Annotated in this window: 15 protein-coding genes; 5 read left to right on the forward strand and 10 right to left on the reverse strand. The window is 38.2% G+C overall.

Features of this window, described 5'->3' with window-relative positions; genetic code table 11:
* Positions 1 to 32 precede the first annotated feature (32 nt).
* Together CGC57_RS04285 and CGC57_RS04290 are read right to left on the reverse strand one after the other, a co-directional pair.
* A complete protein-coding gene (locus tag CGC57_RS04285; RefSeq protein WP_095898103.1) occupies positions 33 to 407 on the reverse strand; it encodes a hypothetical protein in 375 nt (124 codons plus the stop codon).
* A 69-nt stretch (positions 408 to 476) separates the two neighbouring features.
* Positions 477 to 1,349, reverse strand: coding sequence for a hypothetical protein (locus tag CGC57_RS04290; RefSeq protein WP_095898104.1), 873 nt, complete (start codon positions 1,347 to 1,349; stop codon positions 477 to 479).
* Positions 1,350 to 1,503: 154 nt separating this feature from the next.
* Between CGC57_RS04290 and CGC57_RS04295 the strand changes: the two genes are divergently transcribed.
* A complete protein-coding gene (locus CGC57_RS04295) occupies positions 1,504 to 2,109 on the forward strand; it encodes a superoxide dismutase (protein WP_095898105.1) in 606 nt (201 codons plus the stop codon).
* A gap of 49 nt (positions 2,110 to 2,158) precedes the next feature.
* Here the strand turns inward: CGC57_RS04295 and CGC57_RS04300 are convergent, their stop codons facing one another.
* The 3 genes from CGC57_RS04300 to CGC57_RS04310 are packed head-to-tail and all read right to left on the reverse strand — an operon-like array spanning position 2,159 to position 4,061.
* On the reverse strand, positions 2,159 to 2,821 hold the full coding sequence (locus tag CGC57_RS04300) for a hypothetical protein (RefSeq protein WP_095898106.1): 663 nt from the start codon (positions 2,819 to 2,821) through the stop codon (positions 2,159 to 2,161).
* A gap of 37 nt (positions 2,822 to 2,858) precedes the next feature.
* Positions 2,859 to 3,476, reverse strand: coding sequence for a hypothetical protein (locus CGC57_RS04305; RefSeq protein ID WP_157909305.1), 618 nt, complete (start codon positions 3,474 to 3,476; stop codon positions 2,859 to 2,861).
* A gap of 18 nt (positions 3,477 to 3,494) precedes the next feature.
* Complete coding sequence (locus CGC57_RS04310; RefSeq protein ID WP_095898108.1) at positions 3,495 to 4,061, reverse strand: hypothetical protein; 567 nt, start codon at positions 4,059 to 4,061, stop codon at positions 3,495 to 3,497.
* A 295-nt stretch (positions 4,062 to 4,356) separates the two neighbouring features.
* Between CGC57_RS04310 and CGC57_RS04315 the strand changes: the two genes are divergently transcribed.
* Together CGC57_RS04315 and CGC57_RS04320 are read left to right on the forward strand one after the other, a co-directional pair.
* Positions 4,357 to 5,325, forward strand: a complete 969-nt coding sequence (locus CGC57_RS04315; RefSeq protein ID WP_095898109.1) for a DUF438 domain-containing protein — start codon at positions 4,357 to 4,359, stop codon at positions 5,323 to 5,325.
* Entirely contained in the window at positions 5,325 to 6,029 is a 705-nt protein-coding gene (locus CGC57_RS04320) for a class I SAM-dependent methyltransferase (RefSeq protein WP_095898110.1), read from the forward strand. Before CGC57_RS04315 ends, CGC57_RS04320 begins: the two co-directional genes overlap by 1 nt.
* Before the next feature lie 38 nt (positions 6,030 to 6,067).
* On the opposite strand, the gene CGC57_RS04325 is transcribed toward CGC57_RS04320, so the two are convergent.
* Genes CGC57_RS04325 through trpS form a run of 4 tightly spaced genes read right to left on the reverse strand, consistent with a single transcriptional unit; the run spans position 6,068 to position 10,051 of the window.
* Positions 6,068 to 6,700, reverse strand: a complete 633-nt coding sequence (locus tag CGC57_RS04325) for a 7-carboxy-7-deazaguanine synthase QueE (RefSeq protein ID WP_095898111.1) — start codon at positions 6,698 to 6,700, stop codon at positions 6,068 to 6,070.
* Between the two features lie 6 nt (positions 6,701 to 6,706).
* A complete protein-coding gene (locus tag CGC57_RS04330; RefSeq protein ID WP_095898112.1) occupies positions 6,707 to 8,122 on the reverse strand; it encodes an SPOR domain-containing protein in 1,416 nt (471 codons plus the stop codon).
* Entirely contained in the window at positions 8,119 to 9,081 is a 963-nt protein-coding gene (locus tag CGC57_RS04335; RefSeq protein ID WP_095898113.1) for a Gfo/Idh/MocA family protein, read from the reverse strand. Before CGC57_RS04335 ends, CGC57_RS04330 begins: the two co-directional genes overlap by 4 nt.
* A 1-nt stretch (position 9,082) precedes the next feature.
* The gene (trpS, locus tag CGC57_RS04340; RefSeq protein WP_095898114.1) at positions 9,083 to 10,051 is read right to left on the reverse strand and encodes a tryptophan--tRNA ligase; all 969 of its coding nucleotides are present in this window, start codon (positions 10,049 to 10,051) and stop codon (positions 9,083 to 9,085) included.
* Positions 10,052 to 10,211: 160 nt separating this feature from the next.
* On the opposite strand from trpS, the gene miaB reads away from it, so the two are divergent.
* Positions 10,212 to 11,660, forward strand: coding sequence for a tRNA (N6-isopentenyl adenosine(37)-C2)-methylthiotransferase MiaB (gene miaB / locus CGC57_RS04345; protein WP_095898115.1), 1,449 nt, complete (start codon positions 10,212 to 10,214; stop codon positions 11,658 to 11,660).
* A 65-nt stretch (positions 11,661 to 11,725) separates the two neighbouring features.
* Here miaB and CGC57_RS04350 read toward each other — a convergent pair whose 3' ends face one another.
* Positions 11,726 to 12,673: a glycosyl transferase family 90 gene (locus CGC57_RS04350; protein ID WP_095898116.1), complete on the reverse strand. Its 948-nt coding sequence runs from the start codon at positions 12,671 to 12,673 to the stop codon at positions 11,726 to 11,728.
* Between the two features lie 206 nt (positions 12,674 to 12,879).
* Here CGC57_RS04350 and CGC57_RS04355 point away from each other — a divergent pair, with 206 nt between their 5' ends.
* The gene (locus CGC57_RS04355; RefSeq protein WP_095898117.1) at positions 12,880 to 13,857 is read left to right on the forward strand and encodes an alpha/beta fold hydrolase; all 978 of its coding nucleotides are present in this window, start codon (positions 12,880 to 12,882) and stop codon (positions 13,855 to 13,857) included.

Below are 13,857 nucleotides of genomic sequence, written 5' to 3' on the forward strand. Positions count from 1 at the left end.
AACGATAGGTTAAGTCTTTTTTATTATTTTTCTTAAAGATAAGTGGTTAAAACAATTCCTTTTGAGGAAGAAGTTTTCTTAACTTGTCCGTTTTGTAACAGTTGTATGGTAAGTGTAGAGTTATCATTTACTCCTGTTCCTCCTACTGCTACTTGCATAGGCTCACCTCCTTTGATATCCATTACATAATCTTTAGTGAGTGGTTTTTGACTTGAATCGATATATGTCTCACCTGTTGAATATTGAATTACAATAGATCCTACGGTAACTCCTTCAGATTTTAAAATTTTAAGAGCCCAACCTGAAGAATTTCCGCTTCCGTTTCCACCTCCATCTTTGCTGTCATCGCTTTTGCCGCAAGCTACCATTGCAAAGATAGCAACTAATAAAAGAATTGTTTTTTTCATTGTTTGTTATTTTTAGAATTATTTAATGGCGCAAAAGTACAAATAATTCGCAAATTAGCAAATTAATCTTCATTTCAATTGCATTACACGACTCAAGAGCGGAGGCAAGCCTGTTGTAGCATTGATATTATCATTATTCCAAAAGCTCATCACACAAGCAATAGGGCGATTGCGCACCACTTGGGCTACATAGTATACCGTAAGGGTTTTTCCGCCCGACATCCCTGCTAAAGCTGACGCAACTCCCTTGATGTCAAACACTACTCTCTTGGCTTTAGTGGGTATCTCTTCAAAAAGTACCTCAACTTCTTCCTCTTCTATAGGTTTGAACATTTTGCGTTGTTTGTTGACTGCAAACTGTTCGGCTACAGCTTGTTGAGCGTCTTCCAAAGTGCGATATACTCCCCAATTCATTTCGCCGTTGTACGGACATTGCACTATGTTGATACCCGTGAAATAACAGTCGTCTAACATCGGGATTTTTCGTCCTGCAAAATCAATACTTCTGGCATCGGTAGGGGCAAATAATTCCTGAGGGATTTTATTTTCAACAATGAGGTTTACTAAGGATTCTTCTACCTCAACCTCTCTGTCTCTCAGTTTTGAAAACCAAACAAGGGAAATAGTATTCGCTGGACTTTTCACAAAATAAAGAGACTCTACATACTCCTCTTTATCTCTATTAACCAAATAGTTATCAGTGTGTATGCGAGGGTTAGACTGCGCATCTTGCGCATTAATTTTCAATTTTCGGTAGGCTTTCTTAAAGCCTTTTTCATCAAAAGGAAGTTTCAAATCCTCATTGGTAATGGTATAGCCATCAATCGCATAAAAATCTCTATCGCCGTTTTTGATAGCTGAAAGACGGTCTAACAAGGGCAATTCTTGTGCATAGGTAGCCCACAAGAAACTACAAAAGAAAAATAGAATACAACGTTTCATAATTAACAACTTATATTATTTAGTTCACAAAAATAAGTAAAACTGCTCTCTTTTACAAATAAAACTATAGCTTTATAAGAAAAATCTATAACTAAAATACTCTTACTCATTTGTTTTTATAGTAATTTTGCAACAAATTTAAAAAGAATATATTATGTTTACACTACCTGCATTACCTTATGCTTACAACGCACTTGAGCCTTATATCGATGCGCGTACAATGGAAATTCACCATACAAAACACCATAATGCCTATACAACCAACTTGAATGCCGCTTTGGCTCCTGCTGGGGTAGAAGGCAAAAGTATTGAGGAAATTCTTACCAACCTCGATATGAACAACGCTGCACTTCGCAACAACGCTGGTGGATTTTACAATCACAATCTTTTTTGGGAAATAATGAGCCCTAATGGCGGTGGAAAACCTACTGGAGAACTCGCTAAAGCCATAGATGAGGCTTTTGGCAGTTTTGAAGGTTTTAAAGAGGCTTTTAGCAAAGCTGCAGCTACTCGTTTTGGCTCAGGCTGGGCTTGGCTTTGTGTTCACAAAGGCGGCAAACTAGAGATTTGCTCTACTGCAAATCAAGATAATCCATTGATGCCTAACACAGGTTGTGGCGGTTTTCCTATCTTAGGATTAGACGTATGGGAACACGCTTACTACTTAAATTATCAAAACCGTCGTCCTGATTATATCGAAGCGTTTTTCAGTGTAATCAACTGGGCAAAAGTTGCTGAACTCTACAACGCACATAAGTAGTAGCACGACAAACACAATACAAAAAAGCCTCCTAAGAAATTGGGAGGCTTTATTTATTGTTTTTCTTCATATATTTTTCATATTCTTGAGAATTACACCAAAACCATTTTTTACGTTTAAGCCATACATCTGGTGTAACGCTTATATTTTTTTCAATAAAATGAATAGAGGGTTCATTATAACTTGCCATCTTATCGTGAGTATAACTTTTTCTAAAAACTGTTTTTAAAGTATCACCTGAAATAATATACCAATATTCAGAATGATACCAATAAGGATTAGGCCACATTTGGTCATTAACAGTCATCATTTTTATAGTATCTCCTGAAATTTTATAAAGACCATAAAATTCATTTACATTTTTTGATACAGTATAAGCACTATTTTCTAAGTTAAAAATACACAAAGTATCATTATCTACTATCAATTCTTTTTCAAAATTGAGATTATGAGTTATTCTTGAACTTGTAGCACAAATACCATTAGGAAAGAATCTCATATACTCAAAAGAGCAATTTTCATTGCATTCTATAGATATAGAATCGCAGTAACAAATCTTATAAATTCCATTGAATTTCACAAGAGAATTTTTGCTATAATCCGTATGAGGGTCGTAGCAATAGGAAAAATTCTTGCTTACTCTCTTAGGGATATAATCGGCGCAAGAGACAAGCAGTACACAAGCAATTAATATTTTAAATATCTTTACCATAATGAATAAGGATTATAAGTTCTATGCTGAAAACTTTCTATTTCCATTCAACTAATTTCCTTGGGATTTTATTATATATTTTATCAATGGGGTGACCTTTAAAGTTATATGTTTTAGGAATCTTATATATTGTATCGTTATTAGTTTGGTAATCTTTGAAATAGAAAAAATCAATTGTTGTAGAGTCTGTTACAATACCCTTTTCTTCTACTAAAAAATAGTCACCAAAATGATTATAAAACCATTTTACAACTATGGTATCATTTTGAATATGATATTTACCCCAATTCCAAATATGATAATTTCTATTGCTTTGTTTACTAGTTTCTTCTAAAAACTCATTTATATTTTTATCCAACATATATTCTGAGGCTTTAACAGCACATTCCTTCTCTATTAAATCACCACAGTAATCTCCAAAACCATTTTTGACAACATAGGTATATCCATTATCTAAAAAAAGTTGCATATTGATATATACACCTTTTTGTCGCATATAATCCTTATCAAGATTGTATACTTGATAATAATATCCATTTGTTCTTAACTTTCTTTCACTGAGTGTATTACTAAATACAAAAGATTTTTTATTGTAAATAACACTACAAGCACACAGACAAAAGAATGAAAATACAGAAATAATAATTCTTACCATAATGTGTTATAATCATTTTTACTTCTTTTCAATAAACTGAGAAGGCACTATTTTATCTAAACAATTATTCACAAAGTACTCCCATTCATACATTTCTATTTCTCCACTAAAATCACTAATTACATATAGTTTACTTTCCTTTATAGCTATAAAATATCCATAAATTCCTCCCATATAAAAAACAAAATCAAATTTCTTCTCAAAAAGAAATTTTGCTGTTTTTATCATTAAAGAATATGATGCAAATGCTATTGAAACAAGTCTTGCATCTCCTGTTGCAATCAAATTTCCTTTAATATCCATAATATAGGTAGAAGTATCTAAATAGTCTTTCCTTTTTTGCCAAAGTCTTTGGGGGTTAATTTTATAATAGTTTGGTTTCAAATACTGCAAAAAAGAACCATTCAAATATTCCTCTTTATCTGCTTTGTAATTAGGTATACCGAATAAAGTATTTTTTAAGAAAAATATATGAAACTGTTGAATTTCTTCATTTTCATTTACTATCTTAGCTTTTCTTACAAGATACTCTATTCTATCCTCTAACTCTTTAAACTCATTTTTGATATGTAGCCTATCAATCATATTGATAGTATCCTGAGAGTACAAAAAACTCTGGGAACAAATAAGTGTTATAAAAATGAATAATCTGCACATTATCTGTATGTATAAAAATATTTCTTGAATTTGTCATTTTAGTAGAGAATAAATGACAATATCCATACTAAAACTAATAAAACCAAACGTTGCCCTATATGAATGAACTCTTTCATAACGTTATTTTTTAAGGTACAAATATACATCTTTTTTTGATTTGCTAATCAACAAATTAGTAAATTAACAAATTATTTCATACCTTTGCCTCCTAAAATAATTTTTTATGGAACAAACTTTACCTGCAGGACATCCCGTGCATACCTATATGCTTGAAGCTGAACTTATTTACTCATTAATGGACGAGCTCCTTGGCATAGACCCTCATACTGATTATCAGAAATTCTACAACGTGTTCAACCATTTGGCAACCGTAGAAAAACACTTTGCTCGCAAAGAAAACCAGCTTTTCCCTTTCTTGGAAAAACGCGGCTGGACAAACCCTTCACAAAATATGTGGTCTTTCCACGATACTATTCGCGATATCTTCCGCTTGGTGCGCAAAAACTTAGAAGAAAAAGATTTTGATGCAGCACAAACTAACGTACGCTATATCGAAGATAACTTGGGTCGCTTGTTGAATGTAGAAGCTAATATCCTCTTCCCTAATGCTTTGCAGTTGCTCACTGAAGAAGATTGGATTGAAATGCGCAAAGGTGAGGAAGAAATAGGCTGGATGCTAAAAGAAGAACCTGCCCCTTACCCTAACAACAACCCCAATGAGCCTGTATATGTACACCCTTCAATGGATACCGAACGTCGCACCGATGTTAAATTCGATGATGATGCTGCCCATTATGATGAGGGCTATATGACCATTGAACAGGTGAACCTCTTGCTCAAAACCCTCCCTATTGATATTACTTTTGTAGATGAACACGACCGCGTAATTTTCTACAACCGTGGCGAAGAACGTGTATTCCCTCGCAGTGCGGGTATCATAGGGCGCGAAGTAAAATTCTGTCACCCTCCTAAGAGTGTAGGCACAGTACTCAAAATTGTAGAGAACTTCCGTGCAGGCACACAAAACGAAGCTAATTTCTGGTTCAATTATCGCGGTCGCCTTATTTATGTGCGTTATTTTGCAGTGCGCGACAAAGAAAAGAACTATAAAGGTGTGATTGAAATGTCACAAGACATTACCGATATAAAAACAATTGAAGGTGAACGTCGCTTATTAGAATGGGATAACTAATGAAAGACTTATTCGGGCAGGCTATTTTAGATTATCAGCAAGGGCAATATACTGAAGATATCAAAACGGAAACTACTATTTCCGAGGAAGATGTATTGCCCTTGCCTTATTTGTTTCGCTCCTTTGAACAGATGCCTGCATTAGAGCAAAAAGCTCTACAAATGGCAAAAGGAAAAGTATTAGAAGTAGGCTGTGGGGCAGGCTCTCACGGTCTCTATTTGCAGAATGAACGCAAACTTGAAGTACATTCTATCGACCTATCGCCTAAGGCTATTGAGGCTTGCCAATTGCGAGGATTGTGCAATGCCCAAGTGCAGAATGTATTAGAAACAACAGGGCAGTATGACACCATTCTTTTGCTAATGAATGGCGCAGGTATGTGCGGACGGCTTAAAAAAATGGGTGCTTTCTATGCTCACCTCAAAACGCTTTTAGCGCCACACGGACAAATCCTCACCGACTCTTCTGATATTATCTATATGTTCGATGAAAACCCTGATGGCAGTTATGATGTACCGCTCTATTTCGATTATTATGGAGAAGTGGATTACGTGGTGAAGTACAAGGGGCAGAAAGAAAAACCTTTCCCGTGGATGTATGTAGATTACAATACTTTGCAGAATGTAGCTATTTCAGTAGGGTTAGAATGTAAACTTATCGCCGAAGGTGAACACTTTGATTACCTTGCTAAATTAGTAAATTAGTAGCAATCTGTCCCCTGAGACCTGTCACCTAACACCTATCACCTAATATCAAGGTATTTATGCATTTGTAAGGAGGCTTTCCACTGAGGGTGAGCCATTACATAATCTACAATTTTGGGGATTACCTTATTGCGTTTGCTCCACTCGGGTTGTAGATAGAGCAGGCAATCTGGTGATACTTGTGCAGCCATTTCCTCAGCAAAAAGGAAGTCGTTGTTGTTGTAAATCACCATTTTCAGCTCATTAGCTTTTTGAAGAACGTCCCCCACGGGGCGTTTTATTTTTTTAGGAGAGAGGCATATCCAATCAAAAGTACCCGATAAGGGGTGAGCCCCTGAAGTTTCTATATGAGTGCGCGCCCCTGCGGCTCTCAGTTTTTCGGTAAGAAGATCTAAATTCCACATCAAGGGTTCTCCTCCCGTGATAATCATAGTTTTGGAGTGTGCTAAGGCATCGGTTACAATAGTATCTACAGGCACTAAAGGGTGTGCTTCGGCAGCCCAACTTTCCTTTACATCACACCAATGACAACCTACATCACAACCGCCCAAGCGAATGAAGTAAGCGGCAGTTCCTTTGTAGAAACCTTCACCTTGTAAGCTGTAAAAAGCCTCCATCAGGGGGAGAATCTCCCCCTTCTGTAAGGCTACTTGTGTATTTTTGTCTAACATCTAAAATTAATCGTAATTGGCAACATCCAAAATCCAAGGGTCGGGGATTTCGGTATTTTCGCGTATTTCATCTACCTTTTTCACTGCATCTTCATACTTGTCGTAACGAGCCACATAAATGAAGTTCAGCACTTGGTCACGGTTGTAATACACTTGAGCATCATAGCCCCATTTTTTCATCTCTTCTACCCTATTATTTACATTGTTGATATTGAGGAATACCCCTACAATCACGTAATATCCTTTTTCAGTATCTTTAGCGGTAAGTTTGGTTACACGAGTACTACGGTGCAATTGGGTAATCTCTTTAGGGTTGTTCTCTATCTCCAAAGCAGTGAGAAACAGATAATAACGGTCGCGACTACGGGTATAGCTCAAATCTAATGAAGTAGCGTTGTTAGGGATGAGATATTGGTTGTCGTTCTTTATATCCATACGGAAGATATCAAACCCTAAAGTGTTTTCACTGTTAGGTTTGCGCGTTTTCACCATCTCATCGTTATAGGTAATGGCACTGCTAAAAAAGTTTTGATTAGGGCGCAATTTGGTTTCCAAAGAAGTTGTTTTACCACTTGCAGGTACACCTATAGCCACATTATCACCCGTCATATTAAAGTCGCCTTCAAGAGTTACCCCCATAATACGGGTTTTAAAATCACCTGCTTCAGGAGTTTTAAATCCACTGAAGGTGAAAGATTTAGCAGCGTCGTTAGTAATTGCCGAAAAACCGTCGTAAGTAATTATTTTTTTGATATTGCTATTGGTATTCTCATAAACTATCACGAGTGCCCAACCTGCAGCCGAACCTCCTTCTACTTGTCCTAAGGCTGCCTTTACATTGGCAACAGTGTATTCTCCTTCTACAGTATTTGCCGATGATAATATACTGGTTACATTGGCGTAATACACATAAGGAGCCGAGTTTTTCAAATCGGAATCAGTGCGACCATCAAATATCAATTCACCATCTATTGGCATATAACTGCCACTATTAGGAGTTTTGAACAACACGCTGCTAGCATCTTCTCTATTAGCATCGGTGATAGTGTTTTTACTACCTTTTAGCTGTCCTTTAGCATACGGATAAGTAGCCGACCAGTACAAACCTGCATAAGCTACCTTACCTCCTCCTGCACCTTCATACGCAAAATTGGCACTACTAGAGGAAAACGTGCTGGGGTCGCTATCAATATCAATGTATTGCATATCAAACTCATCGTTGAGTTTTGCTTTAGGACTGCGATCGTTGTATGGTTCGTTAGGTGAATTGCGCTTCTCATTGCGGTTGAGAATGTTATTCCCTATGATCTTGATATCCCCTTTGATAAAAGTTTCATAGCGGATTTTAAAATCGGTAGCAGATTGTGCCATTGATAATGGGCTCGCTACTACACAAATTAAGAGCGTAATGAGTTGTTTCATAGACTTACAATTTGTTTGGCTATTCTAAGGGCTTCAGTGCCTTGTTCGAGGGTAACCATAGGAGTTGTATCGTTTTCTATAGCATCGGCAAAGCTCTCAAGTTCGTCTAAGATAGCGTTGTTATTATGTATTTCAGGGTATTCAAAATAAATTTGGCGACGTTCTCCTTCCGCATTTTGCAATATCATATCAAAATCACCAGCTACTTCGGGTGCATCTTTCATTTTCACCACTTCTACTTTTTTCTCCAAAAAGTCTACCGAAATATAAGCATCTTTTTGGAAAAATCTGCTTTTGCGCATATTTTTCATAGAGATACGACTGGCAGTGATATTGGCTACACAACCATTTTCAAACTCTAAACGGGCATTGGTAATATCGGGTGAATGACTGATGACCATTGCACTACTTGCCGAAATGTGTTTCACTTTTGATTTTACAACGCTCAAAATCACATCGATATCGTGAATCATCAAGTCGAGCACTACAGGCACATCGGTACCACGAGGGTTGAACTCTGCCAAGCGGTGTGCCTCGATGAACATAGGGTTGTGAATTTGGTCGCGTACTGCTATAAAGGCAGGGTTAAAACGCTCTACGTGACCTACTTGTCCTTTTACGTGATGTTCTTTGGCAAGGGCAATAATTGCTTCAGCCTCTTCTACTGTAGTAGCGATAGGTTTTTCGATAAAGAGGTGTTTGCCCGCTTTGATAATCTTTTCGGCACACACAAAGTGGTTGAGGGTAGGAGTTACTACATCCACCATATCACATTCGGCGATAAGGGCTTCTATACTATCAAAACGCTTGTAGCCAAATTCTTCGCTCACTTTTTGAGCATTAGTTTCATCGGGGTCGTAAAAACCTACGAGTTCATATCTATCCGATTGGTTGAGCAATCGCAAATGTATCTTTCCTAAATGTCCTGCACCGAGGACGCCAGCTTTTAATTTTGTCATTTTAATATCCTATTTTAGCACGCACCCTGCGCAAGGTTTCATCGGCTACACGGTGTGCTTTGGCAGCACCTTCTTTGAGGATAGCATCGAGTTCATCTAAATGCTCCATATAGTAATTGTAGCGTTCACGTGGGGCAGCAAATTTTTCTAATATCAGTTCGTAGAGGGCTTGTTTGGCATTGCCAAAACCGTAACCACCAGCGCGGTAAGCAGCTTCCATCGTTTGTATTTGCTCAGGAGAAGCCAATAGGCGGTAGAGGCGCATCACGTTGCAAGTATCGGGGTCTTTAGGAGCTTCTAAAGGCGTACTATCGGTTTGGATAGCCATTATTTGCTTGCGGAGTTGCTTTTCGGGTAAGAAAATATTGATGAAGTTGTTGCGTGATTTGCTCATTTTCTCACCATCGGTACCGGGGATAATCATTATTTTTTCCTCTATTTTAGCTTGTGGCAACACAAAAGTTTCACCCATTTGATGATTGAAACGAGAAGCCACATCGCGGGTAATCTCGAGGTGTTGCAATTGGTCTTTACCTACAGGTACCACCTCAGCATCGTAGAGAAGAATATCGGCAGCCATCAGCATAGGGTAAGTAAAGAGTCCCGCGTTCACATCTTGCAAATAGTCCATTTTGTCTTTAAATGAATGGGCAAGAGTGAGGCGTTGGTAAGGGAAAAAGCACGCTAAATACCACGAAAGTTCAGCAGTTTGAGGTACGTCGCTCTGGCGGTAGAAAGTAACTTTGTTTGTGTCCAAACCAAAAGCTAACCAAGTGGCAGCGACGCTATAAGTATTGGCGCGAAGAAGAGCGCCGTCTTTTATTTGAGTGAGAGAGTGCATATCGGCAATGAACAGAAATGATTCATTAGCAGGATCTGACGCCATTTGCACTGCGGGGAGTATAGCCCCAAGAATATTCCCCAAATGAGGGGTACCGGTACTTTGAATACCTGTTAAAACACGAGCCATTGTTTTAGTTAAGAATTAAAAGTTAAGAGTTATTAGAGCGCAAAGGTAATAAATATTTTAGAAATAGCAAAATAGCTATTAGTCCTCTTTTGCTACTTATCAATTGCTAATTATCAATTGTTTTGTATCTTTGCGCCCTCAATCAAGTAAGAAAACCTCTATGGGTAAAGAAATAGACGAAAGTATACAAGGACAAAGCCTTGTGCTACAAGCTGATAACAACAATTCTAAAAAACTATACATCGAGAGTTATGGATGCCAAATGAATTTCTCCGACAGTGAGATTGTGGCTTCTATCCTCTCTAAAGTAGGTTATAATACTACTGATACTGTTGATGATGCCGATTTGGTGCTCATCAACACTTGTTCGGTACGCGAAAAGGCGGAACAGACTATTCGCAAGCGCTTGGAACAGTTCAATGTGTACAAACGCAAGAAACCGACGATGAAAGTGGGCGTATTGGGTTGTATGGCTGAAAGGGTAAAACACGCTTTCCTTGAAGAGGAAAAAATCGTGGATATGGTGGTAGGTCCTGATGCTTATAAAGATTTGCCTAACCTCCTTGAAGAAGTAGAAGAAGGTCGCGAGGCGGTGAATGTAATTCTCTCTAAAGATGAAACTTATGCCGATATTGCGCCTATCCGCCTCAATAGCAATGGGGTAACTGCTTTTGTATCTATCACACGTGGTTGCGACAATATGTGCACTTTCTGTATCGTGCCTTTCACTCGCGGACGTGAGCGCAGCCGTGACCCCTACTCTATCCTCAACGAAATCGCTGACCTCCAAGCACGTGGCTTTAAAGAGGTGACTCTCTTGGGGCAAAATGTTGATAGCTATCTATGGTATGGCGGCGGACTCAAAAAAGATTTTAGCAAAGCAAGTGAGATGCAACAAGCTACTGCTATCAACTTCGCCAAACTCCTTGATATGGTGGCAACAGCTCAGCCTGAAATGCGTATCCGTTTTTCTACTTCTAATCCGCAAGATATGACCCTTGATGTGATTGACACAATGGCAAAACACCCTAATATCTGCAAATATATTCACCTGCCAGTACAGAGCGGAAGCAATCGCATTCTCAAAGCAATGAACCGCCTCCACACTCGTGAAGAGTACTTTACACTCATCGATAGCATACGCGAACGCATTCCTGAATGTGCCATTTCGCAAGATATGATTGCTGGTTTCCCTACCGAAACTGAAGAAGATCACCGCGATACACTTTCGCTAATGGAATATGTGAAGTACGATTTTGGGTTTATGTTTGCTTATTCTGAGCGCCCTGGTACGTTAGCCGCTCGCAAAATAGAAGATGATGTGCCAGAAGAAGTGAAAAAACGCCGTCTTGCCGAAATCATCGACTTGCAACAAAAACACAGTTTATACCGCACTCAAGCTCAAGTAGGTAAGATTGTTGAAGTACTCATCGAGGGGACTTCTAAAAAATCAGCTGATGAATGGATGGGACGCAACACTCAAAACACTGTAGTTGTATTCCCCAAAGAAAATTATAAAGTAGGTGATTTTGTACTTGTAGAAGTAACAAATTGCACCTCTACAACCCTTATAGGAAAAGCAATAGGAATTAGCGATAAACGACAATAAAAAAAATACAGTTAAAGAAGATAAAAAAGCGCGATGTTTACTGTTTTAAACATCGCACTTTTTTATTATTTATTACTTGTTACTTGAGAAAAGTATTTTTGCAGTACCATTAAGCTACACAAATCTTCAGCTTCTTTATTCCAAAATTGTGCTACATATTGATGAGCATTGTCTAATATTTCCAAACATTCCTCGGGATGGGCAATGTAATAAGTGAGTTTTGCCTCAAGGTCGTGATAGTCAGGGGCAATTTCTATATAGTGCTTGCCACCTTCAAGTTTACTCTCCATAAACCAAGTTTCTATAGTAGGTTTAGGCATCACAGCTATAGAGTTAGAACTCATTATCCATTTGAGGTTTGAAGCGACATCATTCCCCTGCAAACTGAGGATAAACTTATAGTCTAAATGTGCTTTTAGGTTCATTTTTTCAGTGAGCCATTCAGGTTTGCTAAGTCCGTTTTTCTCTACACTTCCTAAATCGCAAAGAGGGTGACCAAACCATTTGTCGTAGAAATCAAAGCGATGCTGTTGATATATACCTCCTCTTCCTATCATCAAATCTTTTTTATCAAGGAAAGGCTTGTCATCTAAAACTCGAATAAAATGACGTGTTTTATCTAATTTTAGCAATACAGAATTTTGATTATCCTCACTAATAGGGCGACTTTTTACGATAGAAGGCGTATTAGGTATGTGAATTACATCACCAAAAACAAAATCAATAGGTTGTTGAGCGTTGAAAAAACGTGCATATTCGTAGGTTTCGAAGTAATAAACCTTAGGAGTTTTTGGTTTCTTTAGGTCGGCTATACAAGTATTTCCAGAAATAGGAGTAGGTGTATTGAGTTTACAGTAATAATCTACACGCTCTTCTAACCTTTTTAACTCTTCAGCTGAAAATTTAGCTTTCAAAGCTGCTATTTTTCGTTCATACCCTCCCTTTTTACCAAAGAAAATAAGTGCATAGTTACGAATGTAATACCAAAGTTTATTCTGTTTAATAATTTTCATTATCTCAATTCTAAATGATTCGGCAAAGGTAAGAGATTATTAGCAAATTAGCAAATTTAAACAATTCATTGTCAAAAACTTGCTTTATAAGGAAAAACTTCTTACTTTTGCCCCGCTCAAATTATATACACAAAGCGCATCATCTTTGAAATAGAAATATTTTCTATTTAAGATAATATTCGTAAAAATATTTACTATAATATTCTATGCCTGATATCCTACATTACACCCTTACTGATTTCGTTACCTCTTATGGGGTGCGCATTCCCTCACTTAGGTTATATTACCAATGTTTTGGCTTACCGCTAGGAGAAGCGCCCGTGGTAGTGGTAAATCACGCTTTTACAGGCAATTCACAAGTAACGGGTGAAAACGGCTGGTGGAAAGAAGCTATTGGTGAAGGGAAGTTGATAGATACCCTTAAATACACAGTAGTAGCTTTTAATATCCCAGGCAATGGTTTTGGAGCACGCGAAGAAGATATGATTTCTAATTATGAGCATTGGGCGGGTATAGATGTAGCGCGTATTTTCAACCAAGCGCTCACCGAGCATTTAGGTCTTAAAGAGGTATTTGCCCTTGTAGGGTGCTCGTTAGGAGGCGGTATTGCTTGGGAAATGGCTGCCCTCGCCCCTACCCTTTTCAAAGAATTGGTAATCGTAGCTGCCGATTGGAAAGCAACCGACTGGATTATTGGTAACTGCCTTTTGCAAGAGCAGATACTCAAAAACTCCACACACCCCTTGCACGATGCACGTCTCCACGCGATGTTGTGTTACCGCACGCCTCAATCGTTGAAACTGAAATTTGAGCGCACTACTAACATTCCGTTGCAGTTGTACAATGTAGAAACGTGGCTCTTACACCACGGCGACAAACTGCACAAACGCTTTTCACTCTCCGCCTACAAACTGATGAACCAATTGGTAAAAACCATAGATATTTCTAAAGAACGCGGTAGTTTTGCCGAGGCTGTTGCGCCTATCACTGCCCATATTACCATTGTAAGCACCGATTCTGATTTGTATTTCGTTCCTCAAGAGAACCGCGACACTGTAACTGAACTGCGCGAAATGGGCAAACCCGTAGACTATTACGAAATCCACTCCGTACACGGTCACGATGCTTTCCTAATAGAACACAAACAGTTAGAACAGTATTTAAAGAAAGTGTTCGTTAGATAA

It is taken from the genome of Capnocytophaga sputigena (genome assembly GCF_002302495.1).
GTDB lineage: Bacteria > Bacteroidota > Bacteroidia > Flavobacteriales > Flavobacteriaceae > Capnocytophaga > Capnocytophaga sputigena.

Coding starts and splice junctions, on each gene's coding strand:
- trpS (WP_095898114.1), bottom strand. CDS start 10,051: ATGGCTCGTGTTTTAACAGGTATTCAAAGTACCGGTACCCCTCATTTG.
- CGC57_RS04310 (WP_095898108.1), bottom strand. CDS start 4,061: ATGATTGATAGGCTACATATCAAAAATGAGTTTAAAGAGTTAGAGGAT.
- CGC57_RS04330 (WP_095898112.1), bottom strand. CDS start 8,122: ATGAAACAACTCATTACGCTCTTAATTTGTGTAGTAGCGAGCCCATTA.
- miaB (WP_095898115.1), top strand. CDS start 10,212: ATGGGTAAAGAAATAGACGAAAGTATACAAGGACAAAGCCTTGTGCTA.
- CGC57_RS04315 (WP_095898109.1), top strand. CDS start 4,357: ATGGAACAAACTTTACCTGCAGGACATCCCGTGCATACCTATATGCTT.
- CGC57_RS04305 (WP_157909305.1), bottom strand. CDS start 3,476: ATGGTAAGAATTATTATTTCTGTATTTTCATTCTTTTGTCTGTGTGCT.
- CGC57_RS04295 (WP_095898105.1), top strand. CDS start 1,504: ATGTTTACACTACCTGCATTACCTTATGCTTACAACGCACTTGAGCCT.
- CGC57_RS04325 (WP_095898111.1), bottom strand. CDS start 6,700: ATGTTAGACAAAAATACACAAGTAGCCTTACAGAAGGGGGAGATTCTC.
- CGC57_RS04285 (WP_095898103.1), bottom strand. CDS start 407: ATGAAAAAAACAATTCTTTTATTAGTTGCTATCTTTGCAATGGTAGCT.
- CGC57_RS04320 (WP_095898110.1), top strand. CDS start 5,325: ATGAAAGACTTATTCGGGCAGGCTATTTTAGATTATCAGCAAGGGCAA.
- CGC57_RS04290 (WP_095898104.1), bottom strand. CDS start 1,349: ATGAAACGTTGTATTCTATTTTTCTTTTGTAGTTTCTTGTGGGCTACC.
- CGC57_RS04355 (WP_095898117.1), top strand. CDS start 12,880: ATGCCTGATATCCTACATTACACCCTTACTGATTTCGTTACCTCTTAT.
- CGC57_RS04350 (WP_095898116.1), bottom strand. CDS start 12,673: ATGAAAATTATTAAACAGAATAAACTTTGGTATTACATTCGTAACTAT.
- CGC57_RS04335 (WP_095898113.1), bottom strand. CDS start 9,081: ATGACAAAATTAAAAGCTGGCGTCCTCGGTGCAGGACATTTAGGAAAG.
- CGC57_RS04300 (WP_095898106.1), bottom strand. CDS start 2,821: ATGGTAAAGATATTTAAAATATTAATTGCTTGTGTACTGCTTGTCTCT.